Raw genomic sequence first — 19307 nt, 5'->3', positions numbered from 1 at the left:
TTTCTCCACAGCCTTTTCGGCGGGACACAGCCCCCGTCCGGCATTGCCGGGCGGGGGCGCTCGCGTTTCTTCCGATCCGGGTGAGCCCAAACCTGTTGCCGCCCACCCCATCCTGCTGAACTGGGGTGATGGGCGAGCTGACCTCGATTCACGGCGCCGAAGCCGCACTCACACCGGTCGACGGCGCGGATCTGCGCCGCACCTTCGCGCACTTCCCCAGCGGGGTGGTGGCGGTCTGCGCCCGCATCGGCGGCATACCGCACGGGCTGGTGGTGAGCACCTTCACCCCGGTATCGCTGGATCCGCCGCTGGTTTCCATCTGCATCCAGTACACCTCCGAGACCTGGCCGCGGCTGGAACAGGCCAGCCGGCTCGGGCTCAGCCTGCTCGGCTCCGGGCAGGAAGCGGCGGCGCGGGCGCTGAGCTCGCGGAACGGCGACCGGTTCCGGGATCTCGAACTGCGCACCGGGAACGGCAATGCGGCGTTCCTGTCCGGGGCGACGGCGTGGCTGGAGACCTCGGTGCACGCGCAGGTGCCGGCCGGTGATCACGCCGTGGTGCTGCTGCGGGTGCACCGGCTGACCACGCATCCCGATTCCGAGCCGCTGGTATTTCATCGCAGTGGCTTTCGCGCGCTGGAAAATCCGGAGCCGCGGGAGATCCGGGAAGCGACCGCCTGAGCCGCGTTCAGTGCGCGGCGGTGAGATCGCGGAAGGACGCGAGTTCGCGGCGTGAGGTGATGCCGAGTTTCGGATACGCGTTCGACAGGTGATAACCCACCGTGCGGGGGCTCAGGAACAGGCGTGCGGCAATGTCCTTGTTGGACAGGCCTTCCGCCGCCAATTGCACGCTTTGCAATTCCTGCGGCGTCAATTTGGTGAGCACATCGGCGGCCGGTGCGGCCGTGCGGGTTTCGCCGGTGGCGCGCAGTTCCGCGCGGGCGCGTTCGGCCCACGGGCGGGCATCGAGATGTTCGAATGATTCCATGGCCGCGCGCAAATGCCGGCGGGCGTCGGCACGGCGCTGTTCGCGGCGCAGCCATTCGCCGTAGAGGAGTTCGGTGCGGGCGCGCTCGAAGGTGTATTCCGCTGTTCCGTAATGGAGTTCGAGAGCGGCCCGGAAATGCTGCTCGGCGGGAGCGCCGGTGGTGTCCGGTCCGGTGCCGGACAGCCACCAGCCGGGGGCGTCGCCGTCGGCGAGCAGTGCGTGGCAGCGATGCGCGACGGCCAGCGCCCACGGATGACGGGCCCGCTCGGCCCAGGCCGTGTAACTGTCCAGCGCGGGCCGGGCGTCGGCGGTGCGGCCGATGCGATGCGCGGCCTCGACGAGATCCGGCAGGCTGGCGGTCGCGCCGTGGCGGTTGGCGCTCGCCAGCATGGTCAGATACCGGTCGAACGCCGCTTCGGGACGGCCCAGCCCGAGCTCCAGCAGCCCCAGCGCGGCGTCGGCGTGCACGCTGGCGGGCGCGATGCCGTGCGCCAGCGGTGCGGAAGTCAGTTCACGGCAGGCGGTTTCATCACCCCGCAAGGCTGCCAGGTGGGCCAGGGCGGCGGCATATCTGTCGTGCAGGTTGCGCTGTCCGATGTCGTCGGCCAGTCGCAGCCCCTCCGTCGCGGCGGCCTCGGCTAAGGCGAGATTGCCGAGCAGGATCTCGATGCGCGCCCGCAGCCAGAGCGTCAGGGCCAGCACCCCGAGCGCGCCGTCCCGGCGGCAGTCGTCCTCCAGCGCCGCGGCCAGCTCACGGGCCGCGTGCTGATCACCCAGCAGCAGTTGCCAATGCACGACCTGCGCACGTTCGCGCAGCCGATCCGGGCTGAGCCCCGCGAGCAGTTCACGCACCGCCGCCGCACCGCGATCCTGGCTTCCCGGTTCCAGATTCAGCGCGTCCAGCAAATCCACGAGCGCCGCGATACGTTCCCCACGCGGCAGCCCCAACTGCTCCGTCAATGCCGCCGCCCGCCGCACGGCAACCAGATCACCTGCGGTCCAAGCTGATTCAGCGGCCTGGAACAGCAGCAGGCTCGCCGTCTCCGGCTCCGTTCCGGCCGTGGCCACCGCCGCCGAGGTGAGCGACCGATACGCGGTCCGCGGCCGATCCTGATCCCGCTCGATCGTGGCCCGCAGCGAAACCAGTCGCGCGAACAGCCCGCTCTCGGCCGGCAGCCCGAACGCCGCCGGATCGGATCCGGTCGCGAACGCCGCCGAGGACGCATCCGCCCCACCCGATACCCGCCCGGGAGCCGCCTGCGCGGAATCCGAGTGCGCCTGCTCGTACTCCTGCGGCAACGCCGCGATAGCCGATTCCACCAGTGCCGCAGCGCGATCCAGATCCCCGGCATCGGCGGCCGCCTGCGCCGCCGCCCCCGCCCGCCTGCTTCTATCCGCCGCCGCCGGACTCAACGCCGCCGCCCGCTCATAAGCCGCGGAGGTCTCCCGCAACCCGCCACGTCCTCGCGCGCACACCGCGGCCTGCTCCAGCGCGACCGCAGCTGCCTCGTCCGCCCCGGTGGCCGCCGCGGCCAAATGCCAAGCGCGCCGGTCATCACAAGTATCAGCGAACGCCCCCGCCAGCGCCCGATGCGCCGCCCGCCGCTCCGCCGCACTCGCCCCCTGATAAGCTGCGGCGCGAATCAACGGATGCCGGAACGAAATCCGATCCCCCTCCAACCGCAACAACCCAGCCTGCTCCGCCACCAATTCCGCCGCCCCGGCAGCACCGCTCGTCGAAGACTCCGCCCGGCCACTCGACGCTCCGGCGTCCCCTTCCACCAAGCGCGCGTGCGCTCCCTCAGACGTTTCCGCGTGCTTTTGGCGGGGATCTTCCTGGTGCGGTGCGGTTCCGGCCAAAAGCATGCCGGAATGACGGGTAGTGGTGGCGTCCGTGCTCTCCGGCAGGTCGTGAGTGAGAGAGGCTGCGGCGGTGCGGATTATGGCGGCTTCGCCGCTGCTGTCGGCGGCCGCGACCAGCAGGAGGTCGCGGACCGCCGGGGTGAGGGTGGCGATCTGGTCGGTGAAGGCGCGCTGGATGCGGGTGGGGGTGGGGGAGTGGTGGTGCGGGGATTCGTAGATGTCGCCGGGGCGCTGGAGGGTGGGGAGTACTTGGAGGGCGAGGGGATTGCCGTGGGATTCGTGCACGGTCCAGCGGGCGGTGGCGGGGGAGAGGCCGGGGTGGTGGGCGGTGAGCAAGGCATCGGCGTCCGCGCCGGTCAGGCCGCCGAGGGCGAGCTCGTGGGCGTTCAGCTGCTGAAGTTCGGGCAGGTGGTCGTCACGCACGGCGAAGATCAGTGCTATCGGCTCGGCGTCCAGGCGGCGGGCGGCGAAGAGCAGGGCGTCGAGCGAGGCGCGATCCAGCCATTGGGCGTCGTCGATCAGGCAGAGCAGGGGCCGGGATTCGGCCAGGTCGGCGAGCAGGGTGAGGGTGGCCGCACCCACCAGGAACGGATTGCCCACGCCCGCACCGGAATCCAGCGCCGCCCGCAAGGCGTCGGCTTGGGCGGCGGGCAGCGCGTCGAGCTCGCGCCGCGCCTTGCCGAACAGCAGATGCAGTCCCGCGTACGGCAGCGTGGATTCCGCTTCCGTGCCGGTCGCCCGAAGGACCCGGAACCTCGTCGCGCCTTCTGCAATGTGATCGATGAGGGCGGACTTTCCGATGCCGGCCTCGCCGCGCAGTACGGCGATGCCCGCACGGCCGGTGGTCGCGCGGGTGAGCAGATCGTCGAGGGCGGCGATCTCCGCGGTGCGACCGTAGAACACGTGAATCCACCTTACTGGACGGCTGACCGGGGATTTTAGGGAGACGAAGGCGTCGGCCACCTCCGCACCACGCCCGCTACCGGCCCGGCAAACCAGGTAATTCGACAGAGGCGACCGCACCCCGCCCGTCCATAACGTCAATCCCCATGAACGCCACACTCGCTCCGGCCCGGCCCACCACCGGGTCCACCCCGGCCTTGGCCGCCACCGCGACGGTGGTGATCCTGGCGTCGATCATGACCGTGCTCGACACCACCATCATCAATGTCGCCCTCGAACACCTCACCGGCGCTTTCGACGCCCCGCTCGCCACGATCGCCTGGGTCGCCACCGGTTACACCCTGGCCTTGGCCACCGTCATTCCGGTAACGGCCTGGGCCATGGGCAGATTCGGTACGAAGCGCCTCTACCTGACCGCCATCGCCCTGTTCGCCACCGGTTCCGTGCTGGCGGGGCTGGCCTGGAACGCGGAGTCGCTCATCGCCTTCCGCGTGGTGCAGGGGCTGGGTGGCGGCATGATCATGCCGGTCGGTATGGCCATCATGATGCGGGCCTCGGATCCGTCCCGGCTGGGCCGCACCATGGCCATCATGGGCATCCCGGTTCTGATCGGGCCGCTGGCCGGTCCGGTGCTGGGCGGCTGGCTGGTGGATCACGCCTCGTGGCGCTGGATCTTCTTCATCAACCTTCCGATCGCCGCGGTCGCCCTGTTCGGCGCGTACCGGGTGCTGCGCACCGACGCCCCGCAGCCGAGCCGCGCCCTGGACGTCCCCGGCCTGCTCATGCTCTCGCCCGGCCTGGCCGCCCTCATCTACGGCGTGGCCACCGGCGGTGAGCGCGCCGACTTCACCGCCCCGGCCACCCTGCTGCCCACCCTCGCGGGCCTCGTCCTGATCGCCGGCTTCGTGGTCCGCGCGCTGCGCTCCGACCATCCCCTCATCGACCCGGCCCTGTTCGCGCACCGCCAATTCCGGTCCGGCGTGCTGACTCTCACCCTGTTCAGCGGCGCGTACTTCGGCTCCATGCTGCTGGGCCCGCTCTACTGGCAGGTGGTGCGCGGCGCGTCGGCCACCCAGGCGGGCGTCTACGGCATTCCGCAGGTGCTGGCCACCGGCCTCACCATGCAGATCGCGGGCCGCCTCGCCGACCGGGTTCCGCCGGGCCGCCTGGTGCTCGCCGGAATCGTCACCGCCGCAACCGGATTCCTGGCCATGGCCACCCAGATCCAAGCCGATACGGCGTACTGGCGGATCGCCGCCGCCGGCGTGCTCATGGGTATCGGCGTGGGCGCGACCATCATGCCGACCATCGCCACCGCCTCGCGCGGCCTGCCGCCGGAGCGGATCCCCGCCGCCACCACGGCCATCAATATCGTGCAGCAGGTGGCCGCGTCGATCGGCGCGGCCGCGGTGTCGGTGCTGTTGAGCACGGCCCTGGTCCGCGAGGCCGGTTCGACCCTGGATTCGGTGCGTGCGAGCACCCCACAGCAGCATGCCGCCCTCGCCGACGGCCTGGCGGACGCCTTCCGCGGCACCTACGGCTGGGCGGTGGCGATCATGGCCCTGGCCTTGCTTCCGGCACTGTTGCTCCCGCGCAATGCGATCGGGGTGAGCCGAACCCTGTCCTAGCGCCCCGCCCGGTGCTGGAATTCCAGACGTACTCTCGTCGGTACCCACGAGCTCGCCCGGTTCGCCACGACCGGGCGAGCTCGCCGTGTTTTCCGGAAGAATTCGGGAAATCCCTTGCGCCCCTATTGAATTCATGCTGATCCGGATCGGTGACCGCCGCCACTCACCTTCGTATGGTCGTTCGGGTGAGCATTCTGGCGGCACCTCCCGAGCGTGCGGAAGCGGCCGAGGACGACGACGCCGTCCTCACCGTGGCCCGCAAGCGCCATCCGTGGCGGTGGGTGACGGGCGGGATCGCCCTGCTGCTGGTGGCGCAGTTCGCGCACGGCCTGATCACCAATCCGGGCTGGGACTGGTCCACCTTCGCGCAGTACATCACCGCCGCGTCGGTGCTGAGCGCGCTGAAGGTGACCATCGAGCTGACGGTGTGGGGGACTCTGCTGGGCTTCTTCATCGGGATCTGGCTGGCCATCGGCCGGCTGTCGAAGAACCCGGTGCTGCAGGCCATTTCGTGGACCTACATCTGGGCGTTCCGCTCGATTCCGCTGATCGTGCAGCTGCTGTTCTGGTTCAACCTGGCCTACCTGTACAAGACGTTGTCGCTGGGCATTCCGTTCGGCCCGGAGTTCGTCACCTTCGAAACCAATGGCGTCATAGGCGGTTTCACGGCCGCCGTGATCGGCCTCGCGCTGCATCAGGCCGCGTATTCGGCGGAGATCATCCGCGCGGGCATCATCTCGGTGGATCAGGGGCAGTGGGAGGCCGCGAAATCGCTGGGCCTGCCCTGGCGCCGGCAGTTCTTCACGGTGATCGCCCCGCAGGCCATGCGCGGCATCCTGCCGAACGCCGCCAATGAGGTGATCTCCCTGTTCAAGGGCACCTCCATCGTCTCCACCATGGCCATCGCCGAACTCTTCTACCAGGTGCAGGTGATCTTCGGCCGCAATGGCCGGGTGGTCCCGCTGCTCATGGTCGCCACGGTCTGGTACATCGTGCTCACCACCGCCCTGAGCATCGTGCAGCACTACATCGAACGGCACTTCGCGAAGGGGCACGTGCGATGAGCGAGTACGCGATCCGGCTGCGCGGCGTGCGCAAGTCGTTCGGCGGCACCGAGGTGCTGGCGGGTATCGATCTGGCGGTGCGGCCCGGTGAGGTGACGGTGATCCTCGGCCCGTCCGGTTCCGGCAAATCCACGCTGCTGCGCACCATCAACCATCTGGAGAAGGTGGACGCCGGTTCCATCCGGGTGGCCGGTGAACTGGTCGGCTACCGCCGCAAGGGCGACAAGCTGCACGAACTGTCCGAGCGCGAGATCCTGCGGCAGCGTTCGCGCATCGGCTTCGTCTTCCAGAACTTCAATCTCTTCCCGCATCTCACCGCGCTGGAGAATGTGGCGCTCGCGCCCGTGGCGTCGCAGGGCCGGCCCAAGGCCGAAGCGCGGGCCGAGGCCCGGGAACTGCTGGCGCGAGTCGGTTTGGCGGACAAGGCCGATGAGTATCCCAAGCGCCTGTCCGGCGGTCAGCAGCAGCGCGTCGCCATCGCGCGGGCGCTCGCCCTGAGGCCGGAGGTGGTGCTGTTCGACGAACCCACCTCCGCCCTCGACCCCGAACTGGTCGGCGAGGTCCTCGACGTCATCCGCGATCTGGCGCAGGCCGGTTCCACCCTGGTGATCGTCACCCACGAACTGGGTTTCGCCCGCGAGGTCGCCGACACCGTGGTGCTGCTGGACGCGGGCCGCGTCGTCGAGGCGGGCCCGCCCGCGCAGGTCTTCGACGCCCCGGCGCACGAGCGCACCAAAGCCTTTCTCGCGCACGCGCTCTGAGCCCGTCCGCCCGAACAAGTGAGGAACCGTTTCATGTCCCTGACCAGTCGTCGCAGGCGGGTCACCGCACTGGCCGCGCTCACCGCGCTGAGCCTGCTCACCGGCGCCTGCGGCAATGGCGACGGCGGTGACGAGCAGACCCGGACCGCGAACGGCATCACCTACGACCTGTCGCCGGAGCAGACCGGCCGCGTGCACGCCACCAAGGTCGATGCCATTGCCGCGCAGGTGCCGCAGGCCATTCGCGATCGCGGCTCGCTGCTCGTGACCGGCCCCGCCGGCGCCGCGCCGCCGCTGCGCTTCTACGCCACCGACGATCGCACCGTGGTCGGTTCCGAGATCGATTTCGCCACCGTCATCGCCGACATCCTGGGCTTGAAACTGGATGCGCGCGTGGCGGACTGGGCGCAGAACTTCGTGAAGGTCGATTCCGGCGAGGTGGACGCCTTCATCTCCAATGTGACGGTCACCGAGGAGCGCAAGGAGAAGTACGACTTCGCCACCTACCGGCAGGACACCGTGGCGCTGGAAGTGCCCAAGGACGCCTCCTGGACCTACAGCGACCGGAAGTCGCTGGCGGGCAGGAAGATCGGCGTCGGCTCCGGCACCAATCAGGAACAGCTGCTGGTGGCCTGGAACGACGCCAATGTGGCCGAGGGCCTGCCCAAGATCGACATCGCCTACTACCAGCAGGTGACCGACTACTACCTGGCCTTGTCCTCGGGCCGCCTGGACGGTTACCTCGGCCCGAACCCGTCGGCGCGCTATCACTCCGCCACGGCGGGCCAGACCAAGGTGGTCGCCACCTTCTCCGGTGCGGGTGATGCCCTGCAAGCCGAGATCGGAGTGCTGACCCGCAAGGACAACGGCCTGATCAAGGCGGTCCAGCAGGCCGTGCAGTACGCCATCGACAACGGCATTTACCAGAAGGTCATCGACCGCTGGGGACTGGGCAGCGAGACCGTGAAGGAATCGCGCATCAACCCGCCCGGTCTCCCGAAGAAGAAGGGCTGAGCGTGAAATTCCTACTGCTGACCCTGATCACGCACGTACCGGACCCGATCACCGGAGCCACCGAATCGCCCCGGCAGCGCCTGCGCCGGGTGGTGGAGAGCGCCAGGACCGCCGAAGAACTCGGTTACGACGGCTTCGCGGTGGGCGAGCGGCACGAGGATCCGTTCATCTCGGCCGCGCCGCCGGTGGTGCTCAGCCATATCGCCGCCGTCACCTCGCGCATCGCCCTGTTCACCGGCGTCACCACCTTGAGCCTGCTGGATCCGGTGCGCGCCTTCGAGGACTACTCGACGCTGGACAATCTGTCCGACGGGCGGCTGGAGATCATTATCGGCAAGGGCAACGGCGCGGCGCAGGCCCAGCTGTTCCATGTCACCACCGACGATCAGTGGGACCGCAATCGCGAAGGCTACGAGCTGTTCCGGAAGCTGTGGGACAGCGACAGCGTCACCTGGGAAGGGCGGTTCCGGCCGTCGCTCACCGAGGCCAAAGCGCTGCCCCGGCCGCTGCAGCCGCGGCTGCGCATCTGGCACGGCAGCGCCACCAGCCGGGAATCGGCGGATTACGCGGCGCAGCACGGTGACCCGCTGTTCTCGGCCAATGTCACCAATCCGATCGAGCCGTACGCGGAGCTGATCGACCACTATCGCGAGCGCTGGGCCGAGTACGGGCACGATCCGGCGGAGGCGCTGGTGGGCGCGGGCACCGCCGGGTTCCTGGTGACCCGGGACTCGCAGGAGGCGCTGAACGCCTACCGCCCGATCTTCGAGGCGCGGCAGGCGGTGGCGCGGAAGTTCAACGTGCCCATCGTGTTCGACAGCGTCGAGGATTTCGCCGAGCGCTCCTCCGCGCTCATCGGCAGTCCCCAGCAGGTGCTGGACAAGCTGTCCCGCTACCACGAGCGCTTCGGTCACGAAGTCGTGCATCTGGGCGCCGATGGTGACGGCCGCACCGAGAAACAGCATCGCGAAAGCCTCGAACTCTTCCAGTCAGAAGTCGCCGCCGAACTACGGCAGCGCATTCCGAGCCGTCCGCTCGGAGCCGATCGTTACCCCTCCGGAGTCATTCGATGAAGTTCCCCACGGCGAAGTCCCCCGCGGCGGCCGGCAAGCGTCCGCTCGCGCTCGCCGGCGTCCTGGCCGCCACCCTGTCCGTCGCCGCCTGCGGTGGCGGGGACGGCGGCAGCACCGCCGCCGACGGTCCGCCGCAGTCGGGCGGGACCTTGCGCTACGGCCTGTCGGTCGCCCCGACCTGCTCGGATCCGGTGCAGGGGCAGACCAATCAGACCATCTACGTGACCCGGCAGATCGTGGATTCGCTGCTGGATCAGGACCCCGACTCCGGGGAGCTGCGGCCGTGGCTGGCCGATCAGTGGACGGTCAGCCAGGACGCCAGGACCTTCACCTTCCGGTTGAAGGAAGGCGTCACCTTCAGCGACGGCACGCCGCTGACGCCCGAAGTGGTGAAGAAGAACTTCGACTCCGTGGTGGCCATCGGCGGGGTGAAGGCGCCGCTGGCCTCCGGCTACCTGGCCGGTTACGCCGGCGGGACGGTGCTCGACGCCCGCACCTTGAAGGTGGACTTCTCGGAGCCGAACGCGCAGTTCCTGCAGGCCACTTCGACGCCGCAGCTGGGTATCCAGTCCGAGGCGACGGTGGCCAAGTCCGCCGACGAACGGTGCCTGGGGAGCAATATCGGCACCGGCCCGTTCACCTACGCGGAGTACAAGCAGAACGCCTCGGCCACGCTGGTGAAGCGCGCCGGGTACAACTGGGGATCCGCATTGCAGGATCACCGGGGTGACGCCTACCTCGACAAGATCGTCTTCACGGTGGTGCCGGAGGCGGGCGTGCGCACCGGTTCGCTGTCCTCCGGGCAGCTGGACGCCATCAGTGACGCGCTGCCGCAGGACGTCGCGCAGATCGAGGCATCCGGCGGGCGAGTGCAGTTCACCTCCAACCCGGGTATTCCGTTCGGCTTGCAGCCCAATGTGTCTCGCGGCGCGCTGCGCGATCCGGCGGTGCGGTCGGCGCTGATAACCGCCCTCAACCGCAAGGAACTGGTGGACACCGTGCTGGGTCCGCAGTTCAAGGCCGCCACCAGCGCGCTGGCCTCGCGGACGCCCGGCTACCTGGATCTGTCGGCGCGGGTGAAGTTCGACCAGGCGGCGTCCAAGCAGGTGCTGGATCAGGCGGGCTGGACGCCCGGGTCCGACGGGATTCGGGTCAAGGACGGCCAGCGCCTGTCCTTCGGCGTGGTGTTCGCACCCGTATTCGCCGCCAACCAGGCGATTCTGGAACTCGCCCAGCAGCAGCTGCGCGCCGTCGGCGTGGAATTGAAGCTGGAGCCGGTGTCGGTGGCGGAGTGGACGACACGGCAGAACAACAAGGACTTCGACTCCACCTACGGCAATCTGAGCCGCGCCGACGGCGATATCTTGCGCAACTCCTTCGCCTTCAACCAGCGCAACCTGAATGTCCGTCCCACGGCCGGGCAGATCGATACGCTGCTGGCGCAACAGCTTTCGACCACCGATGCCGCCGCCCGCAGCAAGATCCTCGGCGAGGCGCAGCGCGTGGTGCTCGATGAGGGCCTGCTGATCCCCACCCTGGAACTGTCGCAGGCCATCGGCGTCGCGCCGGCCGCGGCGGGCGTGAAGTTCGACGCCTCCGCCCGCCTGGTCTTCCACGACACCTGGCTGAAGCGGTAAACCCATGCGGCGGTATGTGATCGGACGGGTGGCGCAAGCGGTCGGCGTGCTGTGGGCGGCGTTCACGCTGTCCTTCGTGGTCCTCTACCTGCTGCCCGCCGATCCGGTGGAGATCGCGGCCGGTGACGCCACCACCGGGACGCGGGTCGATGCCGCCGCCATCGCCGAGATGCGGGCGCGGTACGGGCTGGATCAGCCACTGGTGCAGCAGTATTGGACGGCGCTCACGCACGCGGTGCGCGGCGACCTCGGGCATTCCATCGGCACCGGGCAATCGGTCACCGGGGCGCTCGGCGACGCGCTGCCCACCACCCTGGCGCTGGCCTCGCTCGCCATGCTGTTCGCGCTGACCGGCGGCACGGCGCTGGCGGTGGCCGCCGCCTACACCGAACGCGGCTGGCTGCGCGGTCTGCTCACCTCGCTGCCGCCGCTGGGCGCGTCGGCGCCCACGTTCTGGGTGGGATTGCTGCTGCTGCAGGTCTTCTCGTTCCGATTGCGCCTGGTGCCCGCGTTCGGCGGCAGCGGCTTCACCGCCACCCTGCTGCCCGCCGTCACCCTGGCGATCCCGGTCGGCGCGGTCATCGCGCAGGTGCTGTACTCCAGCTTGATCACCACCTGGCGGCAGCCGTTCGTGGAGGTCGCCTTCGCCAAGGGCGCGTCCCGCTGGTGGGTGCAGCTGCGGCACGTCCTGCGCCCGGCTTCCGGTGCGGCGCTGACGGTTTCCGGGCTCTGGGTCGGCACCGTGCTGGCCGGTTCCGTGGTGGTGGAGACGGTGTTCTCCCGCAACGGCATCGGTCGGCTCACCCAGGAAGCCGTGCTGCACCAGGACATTCCGATCGTCCAGGGCGTCGTCACCTTCGCCGCCCTCGCCTTCGTGACCGTGACCCTCTTCGTCGATCTGGTCCTCCCCCTGCTCGATCCCCGTGTCGCCCACAGCGTCTCGACCAAGGAGCGCGCCCATGCCTGACCTCACCCACCGCTTCCTGCGCGGCCTGCGCGCCACCCTGCGCACCTCGGGCCCGCGCTCGCGCACCCTGCTGCTGTCGCACACGCTGGTCGACCCCGGGCTGGCGCTGTGGAATGCCGAGCCGGACGAAACCGCGCGGGTGGCGGCGTCTCCCGCCACGCCTCCTCCGTCGGAGATCTCCCCGTCGGAGATCCCCGGCGCACCGCGGGGAATCCAGCTGAAAGCGTGCTGGAGTGACGAGGACGCCGCGGACGCGGTCGCCGGGGTGAGTCGTGGCTGACGCGGTCGCGCTGCCTGAATCGCCTGCGCTGCCGGTGGTTCCGGTACGGCAGGCGGTGCGCTGGGTGCGCGCGAATCTGGGGTTGGCGGCGGCCGGGCTGGTCGTGCTGCTGGTGCTCGGGTGGGCGCTGGTGCCGTCGGTGTTCGCGGGACGGGATCCGCTGGCCGGGGTGCCCGCGCAGAAGCTGCGGGGGCCGAGCGGTGAACATTGGTTCGGGACGGACAATCTCGGGCGGGATCTGTACACGCGCATCGTGCACGGGGCGGCGCTGTCGCTGACCGCGACGGTGTTCGCGGTGCTGCTGGGGCTCGTGGTGGGCAGTCTGATCGGGCTGGTCGCCGGGATGGCGGGCGGGATCGTCGACACCGCCATCAGCCGGGTGATCGATGTACTGCTGTCGATTCCGGAACTGCTGACCTCACTGGCGCTGATCACGGTGCTGGGGCTCGGGACGCGCAATGTGGCCATCGCCGTGGGCGTTTCGCTGATCGCGCGGTTCGCGCGGGTGATGCGGTCCGAGGTGTTGCGGGTGCGGAGCGCGCCCTACGTGGAGGCCGCTTTCGCCGCGGGCGTGCGCTGGCACACCGTGCTGTTCCGGCACGTGCTCCGCAATGCGTACGGACCGGTCGCCGCACTGGCCACCGTCGACTTCGGCGTCTCGGTGCTGGCCGTCGCCTCGCTGAGCTTCCTCGGCTACGGCGCGGTCCCGCCCACCCCGGAGTGGGGGACGCTCATCTCCGAGGGGCGCAACTATCTCGCCACCGCCTGGTGGCTCACCACCCTGCCGGGCCTCGTGATCGTCGCCCTGGTGCTGTCCACCCAGCGCATCGCCCGCGCTCTGCACAAGGACAACGCGCGATGACCGAACCGCTGCTGAAAGTCGAAGGGCTGCACGTCGAATACCGGGGCAGCACCGGGGTCACCGCCGCGGTGGCCGGCGTCGATCTGCATGTCGAACGCGGCGAGACCGTCGCGCTGGTGGGCGAATCCGGTTCGGGCAAGTCCACGCTCGCGCACGCGGTGATCGGCCTGCTGAACGGCGGCGTGGTCACCGGCGGCGAGATCACCTTCGCGGGTGACCGCATCGACCGCGCCACTCAGCGGACGCTGCAAACCCTGCGCGGTGCCCGCATCGGCTTGGTCCCGCAGGACCCGGGCACCTCCCTCAACCCGGTGCTGCGCATCGGCGACCAGGTGGCCGAGGTGCTGCGTATCCACGGCCGCGCCGGCAAGCGCACCGCCGCCGCCGAAGCCGTCCGCATCCTGGAGGAAGCGGGTCTCGACCGCCCCGAACTGCGCGCCCGCCAATACCCCCAGGACCTCTCCGGCGGCCAGCGCCAGCGCGTCCTCATCGGCATCGCCCTGGCCTGCACACCCGAACTCGTCATCGCCGACGAACCCACCAGCGCCCTCGACGTCACCGTCCAGCGCCGCATTCTCGACCACCTGGCCCGCCGCACCGCCGAATCCGGCACCGCGGTCCTGCTCATCACCCATGACCTCGCGGTGGCCGCCGAACGCGCCGACCGCATCGTGGTGATGAAGCAGGGCCAGATCGTCGAAACCGGCCCCGCCGCAACCCTGCTCGCCGATCCGCAGCACGAGTACACCCGCCGGTTGATCGCGGCCGCTCCCGGGCTGGGAGCGCTGAACGCGGCTGGGAATTCCGCCGAGTCCGCGAGTGGCGGGCGGGTGGCGGAGTTCGGCCGAGAGCACGTCGACCCGATAGCCGGGGCCGCTCAGCCCACAGCCGTACGGGACGAAGCCGCGCGGAAACCGCTGCTGGTCGCCACCGGCCTGCGCAAGTCGTTCCGGATCAGCCGGGACTTCACGCTCACGGCGGTGGATGATGTCGCGCTGGAGGTCGGGCGGGGCGAAACCCTGGCCGTGGTGGGCGAATCCGGGTCCGGGAAGTCGACCACCGCGCGGATCGTCGCGCGGCTGGCGGCGGCCGATGCGGGGACCATCACCTTCGATGGGGTGGATATCACCGCGCTGCGCGGGTTGAAGCTGCGGGAATTGCGGCGGCGGATTCAGGTGGTTTATCAGAACCCGTATGTGTCGCTGAATCCGAAGCTGACCATCGGGCGGATCGTGGCGGAACCGTTGCAGGCTTTCGGGATCGGTAATCGCGCGAGCCGCCGCGACACCGTTGCCGAACTGCTGGAGCAGGTGGCGCTGCCGAAGGAGTACGCCGACCGGCGGCCCGCCGAACTGTCGGGCGGGCAGCGGCAGCGGGTGGCGATCGCGCGGGCGCTGGCGCTGCATCCGGATCTGCTGGTGCTGGACGAACCGGTGTCGGCGCTGGATGTCTCGGTGCAGGCGCAGATTCTGGAGCTGCTGGAACGCCTGCGGGCGGAGCGGAATCTGGCCTACCTGTTCATTTCGCACGATCTCGCCGTGGTGCGCCGCCTGGCCGACCGGGTGGCGGTGATGCGGCAGGGACAGATTGTCGAAACCGCACCCACCGCCGAGCTTTTCGAGAATCCCAAGCACGAATACACCCGCGAGCTGCTGGCGGCGGTCCCGGTGGGACACCGCACGGCCGATCGCCCGGAAGCTCCCGTCGCTCTGGAAAGGACCGCGTGATGTCCGACCGCACCCTGCTGCTGGGGCTGGAATTGTCCGGCACCGGAACGCATCCCGCCTCCTGGCGGCGCGCCGACTCGCGGGCCGAGGAACTGTTCACCGCTGGGTACTGGGCCGATGCCGTGCGCGCCGCCGACGACGCGGGCGTCGACTTCGCATTCCTGCCGGACTCTTTCGCGGTACAAACCGGCACGCCTGGCCGCTTGGACGCCGTCGCCATCGCGGCTCGCGTCGCCGCCGTCACCCGCCGCATCGGACTGATCCCGCAGGCATCGGTCACCCACACCGAGCCCTTCCACCTGTCGAAGGCGATCGCGAGCGTGGACTTCGCGAGCTTCGGCCGGGCGGGCTGGGAAGTCACCGTCTCCACCGGCGAGTCGAAACTGTTCGGGCGCAAGGACGAACAGGACGCGGCGGCGCGCTGGCACGAGGCCGCGGAGGCCGCCGAGGTGGTGGCGCGGCTGTGGGACAGCTGGGAGGACGACGCCGAGATCCGCGATATCCCCACCGGGCGGTTCATCGACCGGGACAAGCTGCACTACATCGATTTCGCGGGCGACAACTTCTCGGTCAAGGGCCCCTCGATCACGCCGCGCTCACCGCAGGGACAGCCGCTGGTGGCGGTGCGCGCCGCCGATTCGCACAGTGCCGCGGTGGCCGCCCGCTATGCCGACCTGATCCGGATCAACTCCCGCGGCCTCGACACCGCCGCGGCCTATCGCCGCGAAATCCGCAAGGCGGTGGCCGACGCCGGACGCGATCCCGACCAGGTGCGCGTCCTGCTGGATATCGACATCCACCTGGCCGGCACTGCGGAGCAGGCCGCCGCCGAGGTGGCGCAACTGGAGGAATGGACGCCGAACCATGCCCCGGACAGCGTGTTCCACATCGGCACCGCCGGTGAACTGCGAGCACTGCTGACCGAGGTGAGCGACGGCTATGCCGCCGACGGCGTGGTGCTGCGCCCGCTCGCCCTGCCCGCGCTGCTGCCGCAACTGCCCGATATCGCCCCGCTGTCCGCGCTCCCGGCCGACCACCCCACCCTGCGCGAACGCCTCGGGCTGCCCCGTCCCGTCAATCGCTACGCCCGTTCCTGAGGAGGGAAACCCATGCCGGACCATCGCATACGCAAGCAGGTGCACCTCGCGGCGCACTTCCCGGGCGTCAACCACCACACGGTGTGGACGGTGCCGGAGTCGGGCAGCCAGATCGACTTCGACTCGTTCGTGCACCTGGCGCGCACCGCCGAACGCGGACTGTTCGACTTCTTCTTCCTGGCCGAAGGTCTGCGGCTGCGTGAGCATCTGGGCCGGATCCACGATCTGGACGTGGTCGGCCGCCCGGACACCTTCACGGTGCTGAACGCGCTCGCCGCGGTCACCACGCGGCTCGGCTTGGCGGGCACCATCAACACCACCTTCAACGAACCGTACGAGCTGGCCAAGCAGTTCGCCTCGCTGGATCACCTGTCCGGCGGCCGGGCGGCCTGGAACGCCGTCACCTCCTCGGACGCGTTCACCGGCGAGAACTTCCGGCGCGGCGGCTATCTGGAGCACGCCAAGCGGTACACCCGCGCCAACGAGGTGGTCGAGGCCACCCGGGCGCTGTGGGACAGCCGGGGCGAGCTGGTGGTGGATCGGGAACGGGGCGTGTTCGGCCTGCCCGCGCCGACCGTGCGATTCGAGAGCGAGCAGTTCACCATCGAAGGCGAGTTCGGGGTGCCGCGCAGCCCGCAGGGGTATCCGGTGCAGATCCAGGCCGGGGACTCCGACGAGGGCCGGGAGTTCGCCGCCGCCAAGGCCGATGTCATCTTCAGCGCGCACGGTGAGCTGGAGGACGGGAAGCGGTTCTACACCGATGTGAAGGACCGGCTCGCCAAGTACGGGCGCAATCGCGACGACCTGAAGATCCTGCCCGCCGCCGGGTTCGTGCTGGGCGATACCGCCGAGGAAGCCGCGGAGAACGCGAGAATCATTCGCCGCCAGCAGGTTTCCCCGCAGACCGCGATCGCGTTCCTCGAACAGGTGTGGGGCCGTGACCTTTCCGGATACGACCCGGACGGACCGCTGCCCGATATCGACCCGGTCGAGAACGTGAACATCACGCGCGGCCGGGTCCGGCACGCCAAGGATCCGCGCGCCATCGCCGACGCCTGGCGGGCCAAGGCCGCAGCCGAGAACCTCTCGATCCGCGACCTGATCATCGCCACCACCGCCCGCCAGCAGTTCGTGGGCACCCCGCGCCAGGTCGCGGCCGAGATCGACCACTACGTGCAGAGCGACGCCGCCGACGGTTTCGTGCTCGTCCCGCACCTCACCCCCACCGGCTTCGACGAATTCGTCGACAAGGTGATCCCCGAACTCCAGGAACTCGGCAGCTTCCGCACCGAGTACACCGGCAGCACCCTGCGCGACCATCTCGGTCTGCGCCACCCCCACCACAGCACCGAAGGAGTACGCGCATCATGACCGCTACCGTCACCGAATTCGATCAGCAGTGGGCGACCTGGCGCACCGAGCGCGAGAACTGGGCGCGGCAACCGCTGGGCTGGCTGAGCTTGACCGGATTGCACTGGTTGAGCGAGGCCGACGAGAGGTTCGACGGCGTGCCCGGGCGCTGGCGGGCCGACGGTGAGAACGTCTATCTGACGGTCGATCCCGATGCCGTCGGCGATGCCGGTGCGGCGCTGCGGCTGGAGGGCGCGGAGCTGATCGGCTCGGTCGTGCTCACGCCCGGCGAGGGGAAGCCCGGACTGGAGATCCGGACGGGTGAGCGCGCGATCGAGGTGATCCGGCGCACCGGGCAGTTCGCGCTGCGCATTCACGATCCCGCCGCGCCGACGCTGGCCGCCTTCACCGAAATCCCGGTGTACGAAGCCAATCCGCAATGGGTGGTGAGCGGTCGGTACGAAGCTTTCGAGGAGGCGCGCACCGTCACCACCGGCGCGGTGGTCGAAGGGCTGGAACACCATCACAGCGCGGCGGGCACCGTCACCTTCGAGATCAACGGCGTGCAGCGGCAGCTGATCGTGTTCGGCAGCCCCAGCTTCGGACTGCACGTGCTGTTCACCGACGGCACCAGCGGCAGTACCACCTATGGCGGCGCGCGCCGTCTGGACCTGCCGACTCCCGATGCCGACGGTGCGGTGACGCTCGATTTCAACCGCGCGCTCAATCTGCCCTGCGCCTTCACCGATTACGCCACCTGCCCGGTCGCGCCGAGTGACAACCGCCTGCCGTTCTCGGTGACGGCGGGCGAGAAGGATCCGCGGAAGGAGCACAGCGCATGACCATCCCACTGTCGGTACTGGATCTGTCGCCGATCAGCGCCGGGTCCACCGCGGCGCAGGCGCTGCGGAACACCATCGATCTGGCGCAGCACGCCGAACGCTGGGGTTACCAGCGGTATTGGGTCGCCGAGCATCATTTCGTGCGGGTGGCGAGTTCGACGCCGACCACGCTGATCGGTTTGATCGCGGCGGCCACCGAATCCATTCGCGTCGGCTCCGCCGCGGTGCAGCTCGGCCATCACACCTCCATTTCGGTGGTGGAAGCGTTCGGCACCATCGACGCGCTGTACCCGGGGCGGCTGGATCTGGGGCTGGGGCGTTCCGGTCATCGCGGTAACCAATTGCGTTCCGCCGGTGTGCCGCCCGTGCCCGCCCCGCCGCGCGCCACCACCGAGGTGCGGGACGGGGTGGTCATTCCGCCGCCGTTCAATCCGGGCCAGCTGCTCGACTACACGCGGATCGCGGCGGGTTTGGAAGCGCTGCACCTGCCGGGCGCGCAGCCGCACGACTACACCGAGCAGGTCCATCAGATCAAAGCCCTGCTGGAAGGCAATTACATCACCGAGGAGGGCGTGGAATTGCGCGCTGTCCCCGGCGAGGGCGCCGACCTGCAATTGTGGCTGTTCGGCAGCAGCGGCGGCGAAAGCGCCCAGCTGGCAGGCGAACTCGGTCTCCCGTTCGCCGCCAACTACCACGTCTCCCCGGGCACCATCGTGGAAACGGTCGAGGCGTACCGCGCCGCCTTCCGCCCCACCGCCGCGCGCCCCCGCCCCTACCTGGTGGTCTCCGCCGACGTGGTGGTCGCCGAGGACGATGCCACCGCCCAGCACCTGGCCTCCAGCTACGGCCACTGGGTCTACAGCATCCGCAGCGGCGCCGGCGCCGCCGAATACCTCGACCCCGCTACCGCCCCACCGCTCTCCGACACCCAGCGCCGCCTGGTAGACGACCGCGTCACCACCCAATTCGTCGGCTCTCCCGCGACGGTCGCCGAACGCCTCCGCGCCCTGCAACAACTGACCGGCGCCGACGAAATCGTGGTCACCAGCGTCACTTTCGACCACGCCGACCGCCTGACCTCGCACCGCCTCCTGGCCCGCGAATGGGGCCTGCACCAGCAAACCCGCGCCGCCTGATACTTCCCGCCGCCCGCCGGGGAAGGGGACTCCACCGGCGAGCGACGGGAACCCCGCATGTCGCGCAGGGCCTCGCGCACATGCGGGAGGGCCGGGCCCGGATAGTGGACCATCCG

General features: G+C 69.7%; 16 protein-coding genes. 15 read left to right on the top strand and 1 reads right to left on the bottom strand.

The genetic code is table 11. The features are described from left to right. Positions 1-128 precede the first annotated feature (128 nt). A complete protein-coding gene (locus NY1_RS33060; protein ID WP_067721079.1) occupies positions 129-680 on the top strand; it encodes a flavin reductase family protein in 552 nt (183 codons plus the stop codon). A gap of 7 nt (positions 681-687) precedes the next feature. Here the strand turns inward: NY1_RS33060 and NY1_RS43220 are convergent, their stop codons facing one another. Beyond that, positions 688-3753 (bottom strand): helix-turn-helix transcriptional regulator, encoded by a 3066-nt coding sequence (locus NY1_RS43220; RefSeq protein ID WP_067721078.1) that lies wholly within the window; start codon positions 3751-3753, stop codon positions 688-690. Between the two features lie 146 nt (positions 3754-3899). On the opposite strand from NY1_RS43220, the gene NY1_RS33050 reads away from it, so the two are divergent. The 14 genes from NY1_RS33050 to NY1_RS32985 all read left to right on the top strand — a co-directional run bounded on the left by NY1_RS33050 (position 3900) and on the right by NY1_RS32985 (position 19191). Next, on the top strand, positions 3900-5381 hold the full coding sequence (locus NY1_RS33050; RefSeq protein ID WP_067721077.1) for a DHA2 family efflux MFS transporter permease subunit: 1482 nt from the start codon (positions 3900-3902) through the stop codon (positions 5379-5381). A gap of 173 nt (positions 5382-5554) precedes the next feature. Next, positions 5555-6445, top strand: a complete 891-nt coding sequence (locus NY1_RS33045) for an amino acid ABC transporter permease (RefSeq protein WP_084535794.1) — start codon at positions 5555-5557, stop codon at positions 6443-6445. Continuing rightward, complete coding sequence (locus NY1_RS33040) at positions 6442-7206, top strand: amino acid ABC transporter ATP-binding protein (protein WP_067721076.1); 765 nt, start codon at positions 6442-6444, stop codon at positions 7204-7206. Before NY1_RS33045 ends, NY1_RS33040 begins: the two co-directional genes overlap by 4 nt. A 33-nt stretch (positions 7207-7239) precedes the next feature. After that, positions 7240-8220, top strand: a complete 981-nt coding sequence (locus tag NY1_RS33035) for an ABC transporter substrate-binding protein (protein WP_067721075.1) — start codon at positions 7240-7242, stop codon at positions 8218-8220. Positions 8221-8222: 2 nt separating this feature from the next. Then, positions 8223-9293 carry an LLM class flavin-dependent oxidoreductase gene (locus NY1_RS33030; protein WP_067721074.1) on the top strand — a complete coding sequence of 357 codons (1071 nt, stop codon included), beginning with the start codon at positions 8223-8225 and terminating at the stop codon, positions 9291-9293. Continuing rightward, positions 9290-10930, top strand: coding sequence for an ABC transporter substrate-binding protein (locus NY1_RS33025; RefSeq protein ID WP_067721073.1), 1641 nt, complete (start codon positions 9290-9292; stop codon positions 10928-10930). Before NY1_RS33030 ends, NY1_RS33025 begins: the two co-directional genes overlap by 4 nt. A gap of 4 nt (positions 10931-10934) precedes the next feature. Further along, complete coding sequence (locus NY1_RS33020) at positions 10935-11897, top strand: ABC transporter permease (RefSeq protein ID WP_067721072.1); 963 nt, start codon at positions 10935-10937, stop codon at positions 11895-11897. After that, entirely contained in the window at positions 11890-12177 is a 288-nt protein-coding gene (locus NY1_RS33015; RefSeq protein WP_067721071.1) for a hypothetical protein, read from the top strand. The genes NY1_RS33020 and NY1_RS33015 overlap by 8 nt, the downstream gene beginning before the upstream one ends. After that, positions 12170-13039: an ABC transporter permease gene (locus NY1_RS33010; RefSeq protein ID WP_067721070.1), complete on the top strand. Its 870-nt coding sequence runs from the start codon at positions 12170-12172 to the stop codon at positions 13037-13039. Before NY1_RS33015 ends, NY1_RS33010 begins: the two co-directional genes overlap by 8 nt. Next, complete coding sequence (locus NY1_RS33005) at positions 13036-14766, top strand: dipeptide ABC transporter ATP-binding protein (protein WP_067721069.1); 1731 nt, start codon at positions 13036-13038, stop codon at positions 14764-14766. The genes NY1_RS33010 and NY1_RS33005 overlap by 4 nt, the downstream gene beginning before the upstream one ends. Further along, positions 14766-15863 carry an LLM class flavin-dependent oxidoreductase gene (locus NY1_RS33000; RefSeq protein WP_067721068.1) on the top strand — a complete coding sequence of 366 codons (1098 nt, stop codon included), beginning with the start codon at positions 14766-14768 and terminating at the stop codon, positions 15861-15863. The genes NY1_RS33005 and NY1_RS33000 overlap by 1 nt, the downstream gene beginning before the upstream one ends. Before the next feature lie 12 nt (positions 15864-15875). Next, a complete protein-coding gene (locus tag NY1_RS32995; protein WP_067721067.1) occupies positions 15876-17234 on the top strand; it encodes an NtaA/DmoA family FMN-dependent monooxygenase in 1359 nt (452 codons plus the stop codon). Beyond that, entirely contained in the window at positions 17231-18055 is an 825-nt protein-coding gene (locus NY1_RS32990) for a DUF1684 domain-containing protein (RefSeq protein WP_067721066.1), read from the top strand. Before NY1_RS32995 ends, NY1_RS32990 begins: the two co-directional genes overlap by 4 nt. Continuing rightward, positions 18052-19191, top strand: a complete 1140-nt coding sequence (locus tag NY1_RS32985) for an LLM class flavin-dependent oxidoreductase (protein WP_067721065.1) — start codon at positions 18052-18054, stop codon at positions 19189-19191. The genes NY1_RS32990 and NY1_RS32985 overlap by 4 nt, the downstream gene beginning before the upstream one ends. The last annotated feature ends 116 nt before the right edge of the window (positions 19192-19307 follow it).

This window comes from Nocardia yamanashiensis NBRC 100130 (assembly GCF_001613325.1).
Taxonomy (GTDB): domain Bacteria; phylum Actinomycetota; class Actinomycetes; order Mycobacteriales; family Mycobacteriaceae; genus Nocardia; species Nocardia yamanashiensis.
This window is presented reverse-complemented; position numbering and strand designations above follow the sequence as displayed.

What these genes read in the sequence shown, in the direction of transcription:
- NY1_RS32995 (WP_067721067.1), top strand. Translation starts at nt 15,876, where the DNA reads ATGCCGGACCATCGCATACGCAAGCAGGTGCACCTCGCGGCGCACTTC.
- NY1_RS33045 (WP_084535794.1), top strand. Translation starts at nt 5,555, where the DNA reads ATGGTCGTTCGGGTGAGCATTCTGGCGGCACCTCCCGAGCGTGCGGAA.
- NY1_RS33025 (WP_067721073.1), top strand. Translation starts at nt 9,290, where the DNA reads ATGAAGTTCCCCACGGCGAAGTCCCCCGCGGCGGCCGGCAAGCGTCCG.
- NY1_RS32990 (WP_067721066.1), top strand. Translation starts at nt 17,231, where the DNA reads ATGACCGCTACCGTCACCGAATTCGATCAGCAGTGGGCGACCTGGCGC.
- NY1_RS33000 (WP_067721068.1), top strand. Translation starts at nt 14,766, where the DNA reads ATGTCCGACCGCACCCTGCTGCTGGGGCTGGAATTGTCCGGCACCGGA.
- NY1_RS33050 (WP_067721077.1), top strand. Translation starts at nt 3,900, where the DNA reads ATGAACGCCACACTCGCTCCGGCCCGGCCCACCACCGGGTCCACCCCG.
- NY1_RS32985 (WP_067721065.1), top strand. Translation starts at nt 18,052, where the DNA reads ATGACCATCCCACTGTCGGTACTGGATCTGTCGCCGATCAGCGCCGGG.
- NY1_RS33015 (WP_067721071.1), top strand. Translation starts at nt 11,890, where the DNA reads ATGCCTGACCTCACCCACCGCTTCCTGCGCGGCCTGCGCGCCACCCTG.
- NY1_RS33040 (WP_067721076.1), top strand. Translation starts at nt 6,442, where the DNA reads ATGAGCGAGTACGCGATCCGGCTGCGCGGCGTGCGCAAGTCGTTCGGC.
- NY1_RS33060 (WP_067721079.1), top strand. Translation starts at nt 129, where the DNA reads ATGGGCGAGCTGACCTCGATTCACGGCGCCGAAGCCGCACTCACACCG.
- NY1_RS33020 (WP_067721072.1), top strand. Translation starts at nt 10,935, where the DNA reads ATGCGGCGGTATGTGATCGGACGGGTGGCGCAAGCGGTCGGCGTGCTG.
- NY1_RS33005 (WP_067721069.1), top strand. Translation starts at nt 13,036, where the DNA reads ATGACCGAACCGCTGCTGAAAGTCGAAGGGCTGCACGTCGAATACCGG.
- NY1_RS33035 (WP_067721075.1), top strand. Translation starts at nt 7,240, where the DNA reads ATGTCCCTGACCAGTCGTCGCAGGCGGGTCACCGCACTGGCCGCGCTC.